This window comes from Acinetobacter sp. BD54, from assembly GCF_044778325.1.
GTDB lineage: Bacteria > Pseudomonadota > Gammaproteobacteria > Pseudomonadales > Moraxellaceae > Acinetobacter > Acinetobacter baumannii.
The window spans coordinates 1-13589 of record NZ_JANJEP010000013.1 but is presented as its reverse complement, the minus strand read 5'-3'; the positions used below and the strand labels follow the sequence as shown (position 1 = coordinate 13589).

Genomic DNA, 13589 nt, shown 5'->3' with positions numbered 1-13589 from the left:
TGATAAGGAGGATGAATGAAGGTGCTAATTTGTGATGACGAACCACTTGCAGTGGAACGATTGTCACGTTTAGTTTCAAAGATGGGACATGAGGTTGTTGCAACAGCTCATCATGGCCAAGATGCCTTGGAACAGGCACGGCTTCATCACCCAGATGTGATTTTACTTGATATCCAGATGCCGGGTATGAATGGTCTCGTCTGTGCGGAGCAATTAAGCCAACTTAATCCTCGACCTGCCATAGTGTTTTGCACAGCTTATGATCAGCATGCATTGGAGGCATTTAAGTCACAAGCACAAGCTTATCTTCTTAAGCCCATTGATCCTCAAGAGCTGGAGCAGACATTTAAGCAATTAACCCAGCTAACGCAAGCGCAGCTCAGCGCTTTGCCTAAACCTGAGCTTTTACAGGATTTAAAAACACAACGTCATCAAATTGCTGCTAAAACCTATCGTGGGGTTGAGCTAATTCCTGTTGAAAATATCTATTACTTTTTAGCAGATCAGAAATATGTCACGGTACGTCATAAAAATGGCAGCGTATTGATTGACGAAACACTTAAAGAACTTGAAACTGAGTTCGCGGATCAGTTCATCCGTATTCACCGTAATGCATTGGTCTCGATTGCTTATTTAGATGGTTTAGAGCTAGTAAGTTCGGGCCAATATCAGGTTCGCTTACGTGGCTTAGATGAAAGACTTTCCGTAAGCCGCCGTCATTTATCTACCCTTAGAGAACGGATACACCAACTTTAACCTGTATTCATCTTATTTTTGCTTGTGAGATTTTACTTGCAATTTTAAGGGATCAAGTTAAGTTTAGGGTGTATTGTTTGACCAGCCCATGCTTGAATTTATGAAAACCTTGAAAATTGCTACACGACAAAGCCCACTTGCTCTTTGGCAGGCAGAACATATTCGTGCCCGTTTACAGGAGCTTCACCCAGATTTAACGGTGGAGTTGGTTAAGTTTGTCACGCAGGGCGATAAAATTTTAGATACACCTTTAGCAAAAATTGGTGGCAAAGGGTTGTTCGTTAAAGAATTGGAAGCAGCACTTTTAGATGGTCGTGCGGATCTTGCTGTACATTCAATGAAAGATGTTCCGATGGCGTTACCAGAAGGTTTAACTTTGGCCGTAATTTGCGAACGTGAAGATCCGTTAGATGCTTTTGTTTCGAATAAATTTGAAAAATTTGCTGATTTGCCGCAGGGAGCAAAAGTTGGCACCTCAAGTTTACGTCGTAAATCACAAATTTTAAAACAACGTCCAGATCTACAAATTATTGATTTACGTGGTAATGTCGGTACCCGCTTAGCGAAGCTAGACGATGGTCAATATGATGCTATTATCTTGGCGAGTGCTGGTTTAAAACGTTTAGGATTGGCAGAACGCATTCGCCACTGTATCGAGCCAAGTGTAAGTTTGCCTGCGGTTGGTCAGGGCGCTCTTGGTTTGGAATGCCGTGCAGATGACCAAGAAGTGTTGGCTTTAATTCAGCCACTTCTACACCCAGAGACAGATGTATGTGTACGTGCTGAGCGAGCATTCAATGCCTATCTTGAAGGTGGTTGTCAGGTGCCGATTGCAGGTTATGCAACATTACAAGATGGAAAAATTCATATTGAAGGCCGTGTAGGTAGTGTTGATGGGCAAACATTATTACGGGCTGAGCTTACAGATGAAGCGAATAATGCTCAGCAATTAGGTGAAAACCTTGCTCGGAACTTACTTGATCAAGGCGCTGGTGATTTATTAAAGGCCCTCTACTAACGCTATGTTGTTTATTAATACCCGACCTGACTCGCGTGCGGCTGAATTAACTCATGCTTTGCAGAATAAGGGGTTTCAGGTCGAGTCTTTACCTCTTTTAGAACTGGTTGCTCAACCTTTTTCAGAATCACTCTCTCAACTCTATCAGCAGTTAACTGGCGCACAAGCGATTGTAGTGGTTAGTCCCACTGCTGTTGATGTGGGGATGCAGTATTTAACACAAAGTGGTTTAAAAATAGATGAGCTAAAACATATTCAATGGATTGCGGTGGGGCAGGCGACGGCTAATCGTCTTCACGACTATGGGATTGAAGCGCATGTTCCTGAGGTTGAAACTTCCGAGGGAATGCTTAACTTGCCTCTTCTTCATCGTATGCAAAAATCAGGTAGTGTAGCTTTTTGGAGAGGTGAAGGCGGCCGTCAATTTATGATGGAAACTTTGCAACAGCAAGGAATTCAGATTTTAAATTTTGTTCTATATCGCCGGCAGTGTCCGCAAGCTTCATATTCGATATTCAAACATCTGACACAGAATTCAAATTATAATTTAGATAAATGGCTCGTCTTAATTACCAGTGAGGCGAGCTGGAAATACTGGTTAGAGCTTTGTTTAAAAAATAAGGCACAACCTGATTGCGTATATTTAGTTTTAGGACCACGCCTTTTTCAACTTGTTAAAGACTATCGCGATCAGCAACAAGCTCATTTTCACATTATTCAACTTGAAAATTTATCGCCTTCGGGGATGATTCATCACATTCAGGCATTATAAGGATTCGTATGAGAAAACTTGTTTCTATCATCATTTTGCTGGGCATCGCTTGGGTGGCTAAGCTCAGCTACGATATGTGGCAAATTTCTCGTACCGTTCCTGAACTTCAGCAAAGCTTGCTACAATCTGAACAGCAATATGCCAATTTGAATGATCAATTGGTTGCTTTGCAAAGACAAATTCAAAATCAACCAAGTCATAATTCTAAAACAACACCTTTAGCAACGACTGAAGTTGTTCAAACCGGAATTGCACCGACCGTATTAATTAAACAAAAATTAGAGTTAATCCAGTTTGCAATTGACCAACAGCAATTTATTTATGCTGTAGATCATCTAACCCAACTACAGCAGACCCTACCACAATATGGAATTGCTCCCGCATTACAACACAGCTTAAATCAGGCTCTTGAGCAAGATAAGCAGGCCATTCAACAGTTTGTGCTTGCTCAAAATCAGCGACATCAACTCATTGATGATTTACTTCAGAATATTGATAAAAATATTCAGCAAGCCTTAAAGCAGCCTAAATTTGAGATGGACCAATCCGAGGCTGTGTCATGGTGGAAAAAATGGTTCCGTATTGAGAAAGTAGAAACGCCGTCTATTAATTTAATGAACCGAAGTGTAGTGCTTAAAGAAGTGCAATTAAGGCTATTAATTGCTGAGCAAGCTTTAAACCAAGGAAAAATGGCTGAATATCAAAATGAGTTGCAGACTGTAATGCAAAAACTAAATGAATTACCCGATGCAACTAGCCAACAACTCAAAAACCGTATTGCTAAAGTGGCACATTTATCAGTAGTGCCTGTTCCTAAATTATCGACACTTGGTCTAATCGGCTCATAAGGAGGACATATGAAGCATCTCCTGTGGGTTTACTTTTTAATTAGCTTAATCCTGTTTGCAGCCTTGGCCTTATTCAGTTATGGCTATGGTATGGGTTATGTCTATATTTACTGGCGGCAATTACAATTGCAAACAAATGTATGGGGATTAGTCTTTACGTTTGTTGTGATGAGCTTTATTGCTCAGGTGATATGGCTTTGGATTAAGCGTTATTCTTCTCGGGAACAAAGAAAGAGAGAGAATATTTTTCAGTTTAAAAACCTTCATCCGTATGAACAATTAGGTATTGTCTGGTTATTAGAGGCTGCTGAAGATCAACGGGTATTTATCGAACGTGTTTTTACTCAATCAGGCCTTCTAAAAAATATTATTGATGCCAAATTTCTAGTTTTAAGTGGAGATTACCAAAAAGCTTTAGAGGCCTTGGATCAATCCCCCCCAATGGCTTTTGAGTTAGCAGAATTACAGCGTATTGAAATATTCTTGGCACAAAACGAAGCTGAACGTGCCTTAACCCATCTTGAGTTTTTATATCAGCATCAGTTATCGCCATGGCTTGAAGAGATTGAGACAGCATATCAACAACGTTTAACGGCGCTTTGGGGCCAGCTTGCTTTACAACAACCATGGGTATACTTGCGTTCTATGAAATATGGTTTGTTGGACGCTGAACATCGTGATTTATGGTTACAACAATTACTTCAACAGTTTGATCAAGCTTCAATTGATGATTTACAAGCACTGCAACAGCGCTATCTGGATTTAGAGTCAGAAATTCAAACCAGACCTTATAGCAGTAAATTGTTATGGTTAAAACTTTTGGCCCGTATGCCAGAAATGAGTATTCAGCATGAAGCATTAACCTTGCATTTACTCAAAGAGCAATTCGATCCGGAAGTATTTTACTTATGGTTTCAGCAACAATTGCTTAAGCAGGTTCCTGACTATGCCGATGTCGAAGAAAAGATTAATCAATTTGAATCTCAATATATGAATTTGCCAGTTTTAACATTTGCAAAATGGCATGTTTACATGGCAACAGGTCGTCAAGCTGAAGCAGAAATATTATTAAGTTTATATCCAGATAATATTTTAATGAGCTATTTACGTATTAAATCAACCTTAAAAGAAGATGATGAGTTAATCAAACAGTTAAACCTAATCTTTGAAAATGATGCGAATTTTTTAAAATTTAAAATCTGAGGTAAAAATGAAAGAACTGTCTGTCTACCCTGTAATATACGACCAGAAAGTAGCATGGGGAGATATGGATGCTTTTGGTCATGTCAATAATGTGCAATATTATAGATATATTGAAAGCTCACGTATTTTATATATGGAAAATGTAAATATATTGACTCCAAATATATATACTGTTGTTGCTTCAAGTCAGTGCAAATATTTAAAACCTGTGTTTTATCCAGATGTATTGAAAGTAGGGGTTCGTGTAGAAGAGCTACGTAAGAGCGCGTTCCGTATGGCTTATATATTATGGAGTGAATCTCAGCAGCAAATCGTTGCTACAGGTGAAGCAGTTATGGTTTGTGTGAATAAAATGACAGGATTAAAATGTGAAATACCAAGTGAAGTAAAAAGTAAAATTATTGAATTAGAAAAATCAGTTGGGCATGATTTAATACATTTAGCTTAAATAAATATTAAGAAAATATATTACAATTATAATTACTAATGTAATTAAAAAGTAAATTTATAGCGTTATTCTGATGAACTTGACTTTCAAACTATTGCTTATTGAATAGATTATAAATACTATTGGTTATGATTTAATGTTTTTAAATTTTGTCTGTATTATTTGAATTGTCAGTAAGACTGGAGTATTTATTAATGAAACCGGATATTAGTGAATTATCTGTTGAAGAGTTAAAACGCTTACAAGAAGAAGCAGAAGCTTTAATTGCAAGCAAAAAAGATCAAGCAATCGAAGATGCTTATAATCAAATTATCGAAATTGCTGAAAATGTAGGTTTTAGTGTTGAACAGCTTCTAGAATTTGGCGCTCAAAAACGTAAGAAAACAACACGTAAATCTGTAGAACCACGTTACCGTAACAAAAACAATGCTGAAGAGACTTGGACTGGTCGCGGTAAACAACCACGTTGGTTAGTTGCTGAAATTGAAAAAGGTGCAAAACTTGAAGATTTCTTAATCTAATTGTATTGCCTCTTAAAAAGCCAAGCGATTCTGCTTGGCTTTTTTATTTTTAAAAGAATTAAAAAAAAATTTTATTTTAAATATGAATATTCAATAAGGTGCTTGAGTTCCTAATTAAGAGCATTGTTGAGACTAAATTTTCATTTAGCAAGATCAATCGTAATTTTCATGATTTTGTCATACGTTCAACTTATAGTCTTTAGCGAGACGCCAAGCCCGATTGCTTGGTTTTTTTATATGAAGTGAATTGGCGATGTTGAAAAAGTATGCATAATGTCAGACTAGAGAGGAACTCTCATATAAGGATGATAATTTGCATGTTGGTAAGGCTGAATGAAGAAAAAGTCTAAGCAATGGAAGTGGTGGTTTTTTGCCCTCATTGCATTTTTAATTTTTATTATTTTACAGATTCCGGCGACTTGGCTTATCTCTAAATTTTCAAAGAATAATCAAACTGTCCATAATGTAAGTGGCAATATCTGGCAGGGGCAGGCAGACTGGCACCGTGGAGCGTTACGAGGCACTATCCACTGGAAAACGAGACCGCTAGACTTACTTTTATTACGCTTTGCTGCAGATGTTGATATTCATAGTGGTAATACGCAATTAACGGGGATTATGGCGTATGGTTTTGGAAAAAAAGTTATTGTAAGGGATATGAATGGCCAGATTGCTCCTGAAACACTGAAGCAAATTGTAAATTGGCAATGGCCTGTAAACAGTATTCAACTTAAAGATATCCAGTTTAATTATAAAAAAGAGCAAGGCTTTGCGGCAGTTGATGGGCAATTGCATTGGGGTGGTGGGGCGCTCATTTATAATATTGGTGATCGTCAAGATCGTATGAATATGCCTTCTTTAAGCGGGCAATTAACTGACCAGAACGGACAGCTACAAGTGGACATCCGTGATCAGCGTAATCAAAAAATGGCCAATCTTTTACTAGATGCCAATATGATGCTGGATGTTCAGCTCACACAGCGTTTATTACTCAATGTTCCATCATATGACGGTAAAGCCGGTTTGGATACTTTTGTTATTAGTTCTCGCCAACCATTATTACAAGGTGGCAACTAATGAAAGTATGGATTGATAAATTACAGCAATTGCAATGGCAAAAATTAGATCGACTGAGTGTAGTGGTCCTTGCCATTTTAATTTTATGGTTATGCTGGAAACTCGCTTCTTTTTTTTGGTTGGTGATTGCGCCTCCTCAACTGATGCAATTTGATCGGGTAGAACTCGGTTCTCAACAACCACAAATACCAAATATTAGTACTTTTTCACTTTTTAACGAACCTTCTGCCAATGCGGCTCAAGAAAGCGTGAATTTAGAATTGCAGGGTGTAATGGTCGGCTATCCAAACCGGTTTTCCTCTGCTGTTATTAAAATTGATAATACTGCTGAGCGTTATCGAGTTGGTGAAACCATTGGTTCAACTTCTTACCAATTGGCAGAGGTGTATTGGGATCATGTTGTGTTGAGTCAAGGAAATGGCAGTACCCGTGAACTTCAGTTCAAAGGTTTGCCAAATGGTTTATATCAACCGATGACTCCGGATGCTTCACAACAAAGTGCTACACCGTCTCAACCTACAGAGCCTATGAATACGGCCCAACAGGCATTGGGACAAGCGATCCAGCAGATGCAAGGTAACCGAGAGCAGTATCTCCGAGATATGGGGGTAAGTGGTAACTCAGGTGAAGGCTATGAAGTTACAGAACGTACACCGACTGCACTTAGAAATAAGTTAGGTTTAAGACCTGGCGATCGAATTGTCTCTTTGAATGGTCAAACGGTTGGGCAAGGGCAAACGGATGTGCAATTACTTGAGCAGGCTCGTCGAGCAGGGCAAGTAAAAATAGAAATAAAACGTGGTGATCAAGTGATGACCATACAACAAAATTTTTAGTGATAACACGTCACCATAAGAGTTAGGAAATATCGCGAGTTATGGCTTTATTGAATCATCAACGTCCACTTTGGGCATTACTTGCAGCAGCCCCATTGATTGCGACAGTAACTAGCAGTGCCTATGCCCAAACATGGAAGATCAATTTACGTGATGCTGACTTAACTGCCTTTATTAATGAAGTTGCAGACATTACAGGAAAAAATTTCGCTGTAGATCCGAGAGTACGTGGTAATGTCACGGTTATTTCTAATAAGCCATTAAATAAAGATGAAGTTTATGACCTATTTCTTGGGGTCTTAAATGTAAACGGGGTGGTTGCAATTCCTTCTGGTAATACCATTAAGCTTGTACCGGATAGCAATGTTAAAAACTCGGGAATTCCTTATGATTCTAGAAATAGGGTCCGTGGTGATCAAATCGTTACACGTGTGATTTGGCTGGAAAATACTAATCCAAATGACTTAATTCCAGCACTCCGTCCCTTAATGCCGCAATTTGCACATATGGCGGCAATTGCAGGAACCAATGCACTTATTGTTTCTGATAGAGCTGCGAATATTTATCAACTTGAAAATATTATTCGTAACTTGGATGGAACTGGGCAAAATGATATTGAAGCGATCACGCTTCAGTCGAGCCAAGCAGAAGAAATTATTACCCAGCTTGAAGCGATGAGCGCAACAGGCGCATCTAAAGATTTTAGTGGTGCCCGTATTCGTATTATTGCTGATAATCGGACAAACCGTATTTTAATAAAAGGTGATCCGCAAACACGTAAACGTATTCGTCATATGATTGAGATGCTGGATGTACCTTCGGCAGATCGTTTAGGTGGCTTAAAAGTTTTCCGTTTGAAATATGCCAGTGCTAAAAACTTGTCTGAAATTTTGCAAGGCTTAGTCACAGGACAGGCAGTATCTTCATCGAATAATAGTAATAATTCATCTAACTCATCGAATCCGATTAATAGTTTAATTGGTAATAACCAGAATTCTGGTTCAAATACATCGGGTTCAAGTGGTACCTCAATTTCAACTCCTGCAATTAACCTAAACGGTAATTCGAACAGTAGTAATCAGAACAATATCACCAGCTTTAATCAAAACGGTGTGAGTATTATTGCAGATAATGCTCAGAACTCATTGGTAGTTAAAGCTGATCCCCAATTAATGCGTGAAATTGAGTCTGCGATTCAGCAACTTGACGTTCGCCGTCAACAAGTACTCATCGAAGCTGCAATTATTGAAGTCTCTGGTAAAGATGCGGATCAGTTAGGGGTGCAATGGGCTCTTGGTGATATTAATAGTGGTATAGGCTTGATTAACTTTACAAATGCGGGTTCAAGTTTAGCTTCGCTGGCAGCTGGCTATTTAACAGGAGGAGCTGCTGGTTTGGGAAGCGCAATTGGTGCTGGTAGCTCAATCGCATTAGGAAAATATAAAGAAGGTGCAGATGGTTCTCGTCAACTTTATGGAGCCCTAATCCAAGCTTTAAAAGAGAATACAGCTTCTAATTTATTGTCTACTCCCTCTATTGTGACTATGGATAATGAGGAGGCTTATATTGTTGTAGGTCAAAACGTTCCATTTGTAACAGGTTCGGTCACTACCAATAGTACAGGTATCAATCCCTATACAACTGTGGAGCGTAAAGATGTCGGTGTAACATTAAAAGTCATTCCTCATATTGGTGAGAATGGTACAGTTCGCCTTGAAATTGAACAGGAAGTTTCAAATGTTCAAGCAAATAAAGGACAAGCTGCGGACTTAATTACTAATAAACGTGCTATTAAAACGGCTGTATTAGCCGAACATGGCCAAACAGTAGTTTTAGGTGGTTTGGTTTCAGATGACGTTGAGTTTAACCGTCAGGGCATTCCTGGTTTAAGTAGTATTCCTTATTTAGGACGTTTATTCCGCTCAGATACTCGAAGCAATACTAAACGTAACCTTCTCGTTTTTATTCACCCAACAATTGTGGGCGATGCAAATGATGTACGCCGTTTATCTCAGCAGCGCTATAATCAACTTTATAGCTTGCAATTGGCTATGGATAAAAATGGCAACTTTGCAAAATTACCTGAGCAAGTTGATGATATTTATAACCAAAAAATGACCCCGCCGAGTATCGCCTCTAAGCCAAAAAATTATCAACAGGTTCCATCAGGTGGTAAAAGTTCGACCATAACTACGCCGGTAGCTGTAGAACCTACCGTCCAAAAGCAAACACTACAGTTGCCTGATCCAGAAATTAATCGTACTAAAAATACAGTAACAACAACGACACTGCGTCCAAGCACAGCGCCGTAGTAGCATGTTATGATTAATAAAAAATGAATAGGACATAGGCATGACTTGGAAATTACAAGCAATTACTGGTGAATTTACTGGCCAAGAAATTAATGTTGATCGTGATATGTTGGTGGGACGTCATCAAGATGCCGATTTATTACTACAGGCTGCTGAAATTTCACGACGCCATGCAGCATTGCTGTTAAAAGATCAAGCGCTATGGGTGCAAGACCTTAATTCATCGAATGGTACGTTTGTAAACGATATTCGTATTGAGCAAGAAAAACAGTTGCATGATGGTGATATTGTTCAATTCGCAAGTTTAAAATTTTCAGTTTTCGCCCCTGCACAAGAAAATACTGATTTAGCTGAAATTGAGGTGGAGCCAGTACAAACTGCACCAACACAAGATTTAAGCGATCAAGGTATGCCAAGTATTGCGGAGCGTGCAGCGGAAACTGAAGTGAGTCGTGATGGAATGCCTCAGCGAGTTTCTGTGCCAAAACCAGCACCGATTCCTGAAGGGGTAGATATTCATCCTCAGCCAGAACAAACCCCTGTTGCTATTGAGGAGCCAGTTTCTCGGGTTACTGAAGAGAAAGAGCAGCAAAAGAATGCATCTATTGGTCTAGTGACCATTATTATTTTAGTGATTTTAGCTGTATTGGCGTGGTTATTCTTTAAATAATTCGTTGGTGCTTTTACAATCAAGGCATGCTAAACGCATGCCTTTTTAATTTTGAGTAGAAGAAAATGTCTGTTGCACAACTAAGTAAGCGCGATTTAATTTTATTTGACCTAGATGGAACGTTGGTTGACTCCGCTGCCGATTTATATCGGTCTATGAACTTAAGTCTGCAATCACTTAGTTGGCCATCGGTAACAGAAGCACAAATACGGGAATGGGTAGGTAAAGGGGCTTCAAAACTTTGTGAAAGTGTTCTGCTTCATATATTTGGAAAATTAGATGTTGAACAACATAAAGTTTTATTACAGAAATTTGTAGAGGTATATGGTGCGGAGCTGTGTGTGAATACTCAAATTTACCCAGGTGTACCTGAGTTTTTAAAACATTGCCAAACTTTAAATATCAAAATGGCATGTGTGACTAATAAGCCTGTCAAACTTGCTCAAGGGTTACTGGATGCGCTAGAGCTTTCTTCTTATTTTCAAGTTGTACTTGGAGGAGATAGCTTACCTGAAAGAAAGCCTCACCCACTACCATTATTGCATTGCATGGAAAGCCTAAAAATATCTGCTTCACAATCATTAATGATTGGCGACTCAAGTAATGATATTGAAGCCGCACGCCGTGCTGGAATTGATTGTATTGTGGTTAGCTATGGCTATAATCATGGAGAGAATATCTATGATTGCCAACCTCAGCAAGTTGTTGATAGTCTTGCTGAGTTAATTGTCTAATGAAGAAAATGGAGATAAGAATGAATAAGCGTATGGTTTTTCGATGGCGTGTCTAAACCGAATCTAGAAAAACACACTTTTAAATCGAAACCATATTAGAGAAGATTCATGACAACATTAGCGCAATTCGAGCAACTTAAGGCTGCTGGTTACAATACCATTCCTGTTTATCGTCAACGTTTAGCGGATACAGAAACCCCATTATCTGTTTTTGCTCGTTTTAAGGATCAAACACAGGCTTACTTATTTGAGTCTGTTGAAGGGGGCGAAAACTGGGCGCGCTACTCTATGATTGGTTTAGGCGAATCAACAGTTTTTTCCTGTAACGCTGGCGTTTTATCTATACAACATGCTGACGGATCAGTAACACAGCAAAATTGTCTAGACCCATTCCAATATATCCGTGAATTCCAAAAACAATTTAAAGTTCCTGCGGCTAAACTCTTACCGGACTTACCAAGCTTTACGGGCGGTTTGGTGGGTTATTTGGGCTACGATGCTGTCCGCTATATCGAGCCACGTTTAAAGAATGTACCTGCGGCTGATCCGATTGCGCTACCAGATTTATGGTTGATGCTCTCAAAGACAGTCATTGTTTTTGACAATCTTAAAGATACGCTATTTTTAATTGTGCATGCGGATACAGAGCAGAGTAATGCTTATGAAGACGCTCAACAAAAATTAGATCAATTAGAACAGTTGTTGGCGACTCCAGTTAGTTTGCAAGCGCGACCACATACGCCTCCGAATTTTGAATCAATTACTGGTAAAGCAAAATTCTTAGAGACGGTAGAGAAGGTTAAAGAATATATCCGTGCAGGCGATGTGATGCAGGTTGTACCTGGGCAGCGTATGGTTTCTGATTTTGATGGAGAAGCTTTACAGGTTTACCGTGCATTACGTCATTTAAATCCATCACCTTATCTATTCTTGGTTCAAGGGCAAACGATTACTGATAAAAAACCATTTCATATTGTTGGCTCGTCACCGGAAATTTTATCTCGTTTAGAAAATGGTATTGCTACAGTTCGACCTTTGGCAGGAACTAGACCGCGCGGTAAAACTAAAGAAGAAGATATAGCATTAGAAAAAGATTTGCTGTCTGATGAAAAAGAGATTGCTGAACATTTAATGCTGATTGATCTTGGGCGAAACGATGTAGGGCGCGTATCGAAAATAGGTAAAGTCCAAGTCACGGATCAAATGGTGATTGAGCGTTATTCACATGTCATGCATATTGTTTCAAATGTACAAGGAGAAGTGCGTGATGATATTGATGCACTTGATGTATTTAAAGCCACCTTTCCGGCAGGAACGTTATCAGGTGCCCCAAAAATTCGTGCAATGGAAATTATTGATGAAGTAGAGCCTGTGAAAAGGGGAGTTTTTGGCGGGGCTGTTGGTTATTTGGGATGGCATGGTGAAATGGATATGTCGATTGCAATCCGTACTTGTGTTATCCGTGACAAAAAGGTGTATGTACAGGCTGGTGCAGGGCTAGTTGCTGACTCAAATCCAGAATCTGAGTGGAATGAAACTCAAATAAAAGCTCGCGCAGTGATCAAAGCGGTTGAATTATCATCAAACGGATTGATTTTATGAGTTTTTAGCGGTTTTTTTTAAAAAACCGCTTGCATCGTTTGGAAGTTTTGCTAAACTGCACACCGTTCCGATACGAAACGTACGAAACACTAAGAAACGCCGGCATAGCTCAGTTGGTAGAGCAACTGACTTGTAATCAGTAGGTCCACAGTTCGAATCCGTGTGCCGGCACCATTTTAAAGTGTTAAGTTAATTGAGTAAAGAACGGCACTGTAGATAAGTGCGATATTGGTGAGATTCCCGAGCGGCCAAAGGGGGCAGACTGTAACTCTGTTGCGAAAGCTTCGAAGGTTCGAATCCTTCTCTCACCACCATCTCTAAACTTCGAGTGAAGTGGTTATTACCAACGTTGCGGGAGTAGCTCAGTTGGTAGAGCGGCAGCCTTCCAAGCTGCATGTCGCGAGTTCGATCCTCGTCTCCCGCTCCATCGAAGGATAGTCGCTCTTATAGCTCAGTGGTAGAGCACTCCCTTGGTAAGGGAGAGGTCTCGAGTTCAAATCTCGATAAGAGCTCCAGATATTAAAGTTTAATGTGGATTTCCACAAAGTTTTCAAAAAGCAGGCTATATAGTCTGCTTTTCAAGTATTAGGTGTCTAGTTTTTTTAGGCGATATGTCGATAAACTGAGTTAGCTCAGCGCCATTTGTAGGTGGTTCGACGTAAACGAGGAAGATCATCATGGCTAAAGCCAAGTTTGAACGTAATAAACCACACGTAAACGTGGGTACAATCGGTCACGTTGACCATGGTAAAACAACTTTAACTGCTGCGATTGCAACAATTTGTGCAAAAA

Annotated in this window: 14 protein-coding genes and 4 tRNA genes; all 18 read left to right on the top strand. The window is 39.5% G+C overall.

All coding sequences use genetic code 11. The annotated features are described in order from the left end of the window. Positions 1 to 15: 15 nt before the first annotated feature. Positions 16 to 756 (top strand): LytTR family DNA-binding domain-containing protein, encoded by a 741-nt coding sequence (locus tag NQ782_RS17055; protein WP_000865993.1) that lies wholly within the window; start codon positions 16 to 18, stop codon positions 754 to 756. Positions 757 to 856: 100 nt separating this feature from the next. Beyond that, entirely contained in the window at positions 857 to 1774 is a 918-nt protein-coding gene (gene hemC / locus NQ782_RS17050; protein ID WP_031946801.1) for a hydroxymethylbilane synthase, read from the top strand. A gap of 4 nt (positions 1775 to 1778) precedes the next feature. Continuing rightward, positions 1779 to 2546: a uroporphyrinogen-III synthase gene (locus NQ782_RS17045; protein WP_057093960.1), complete on the top strand. Its 768-nt coding sequence runs from the start codon at positions 1779 to 1781 to the stop codon at positions 2544 to 2546. A gap of 8 nt (positions 2547 to 2554) precedes the next feature. After that, positions 2555 to 3394 carry a hypothetical protein gene (locus NQ782_RS17040; RefSeq protein WP_001230201.1) on the top strand — a complete coding sequence of 280 codons (840 nt, stop codon included), beginning with the start codon at positions 2555 to 2557 and terminating at the stop codon, positions 3392 to 3394. 9 nt (positions 3395 to 3403) lie between these two features. Further along, positions 3404 to 4597, top strand: a complete 1194-nt coding sequence (locus NQ782_RS17035; protein WP_057093958.1) for a hypothetical protein — start codon at positions 3404 to 3406, stop codon at positions 4595 to 4597. Positions 4598 to 4604: 7 nt separating this feature from the next. Next, positions 4605 to 5045, top strand: a complete 441-nt coding sequence (locus NQ782_RS17030) for a thioesterase family protein (protein ID WP_000661569.1) — start codon at positions 4605 to 4607, stop codon at positions 5043 to 5045. A gap of 194 nt (positions 5046 to 5239) precedes the next feature. Next, positions 5240 to 5566 (top strand): H-NS family nucleoid-associated regulatory protein, encoded by a 327-nt coding sequence (locus NQ782_RS17025; protein WP_000801427.1) that lies wholly within the window; start codon positions 5240 to 5242, stop codon positions 5564 to 5566. A 333-nt stretch (positions 5567 to 5899) separates the two neighbouring features. Beyond that, positions 5900 to 6643: a type II secretion system protein N gene (gene gspN, locus NQ782_RS17020; RefSeq protein ID WP_000730343.1), complete on the top strand. Its 744-nt coding sequence runs from the start codon at positions 5900 to 5902 to the stop codon at positions 6641 to 6643. Then, entirely contained in the window at positions 6643 to 7479 is an 837-nt protein-coding gene (locus tag NQ782_RS17015; RefSeq protein ID WP_000870031.1) for a type II secretion system protein N, read from the top strand. The genes gspN and NQ782_RS17015 overlap by 1 nt, the downstream gene beginning before the upstream one ends. A gap of 41 nt (positions 7480 to 7520) precedes the next feature. Beyond that, positions 7521 to 9791, top strand: a complete 2271-nt coding sequence (gene gspD, locus NQ782_RS17010) for a type II secretion system secretin GspD (protein WP_057094609.1) — start codon at positions 7521 to 7523, stop codon at positions 9789 to 9791. A 40-nt stretch (positions 9792 to 9831) separates the two neighbouring features. Then, positions 9832 to 10461 (top strand): FHA domain-containing protein, encoded by a 630-nt coding sequence (locus tag NQ782_RS17005; RefSeq protein ID WP_031966137.1) that lies wholly within the window; start codon positions 9832 to 9834, stop codon positions 10459 to 10461. Positions 10462 to 10526: 65 nt separating this feature from the next. Continuing rightward, a complete protein-coding gene (locus NQ782_RS17000; protein WP_000109465.1) occupies positions 10527 to 11195 on the top strand; it encodes a phosphoglycolate phosphatase in 669 nt (222 codons plus the stop codon). A gap of 108 nt (positions 11196 to 11303) precedes the next feature. Continuing rightward, complete coding sequence (gene trpE, locus NQ782_RS16995) at positions 11304 to 12797, top strand: anthranilate synthase component I (RefSeq protein ID WP_057094607.1); 1494 nt, start codon at positions 11304 to 11306, stop codon at positions 12795 to 12797. Between the two features lie 98 nt (positions 12798 to 12895). Next, a tRNA-Thr gene (locus NQ782_RS16990) sits at positions 12896 to 12971 on the top strand. A gap of 56 nt (positions 12972 to 13027) precedes the next feature. Continuing rightward, a tRNA-Tyr gene (locus NQ782_RS16985) sits at positions 13028 to 13111 on the top strand. A 37-nt stretch (positions 13112 to 13148) separates the two neighbouring features. Beyond that, positions 13149 to 13224: transfer RNA gene (locus NQ782_RS16980), tRNA-Gly, on the top strand. 13 nt (positions 13225 to 13237) lie between these two features. Further along, a tRNA-Thr gene (locus NQ782_RS16975) sits at positions 13238 to 13312 on the top strand. 162 nt (positions 13313 to 13474) lie between these two features. Continuing rightward, on the top strand, positions 13475 to 13589 hold a 115-nt coding region (locus tag NQ782_RS16970), incomplete at its 3' end, for a GTP-binding protein (protein ID WP_041172161.1).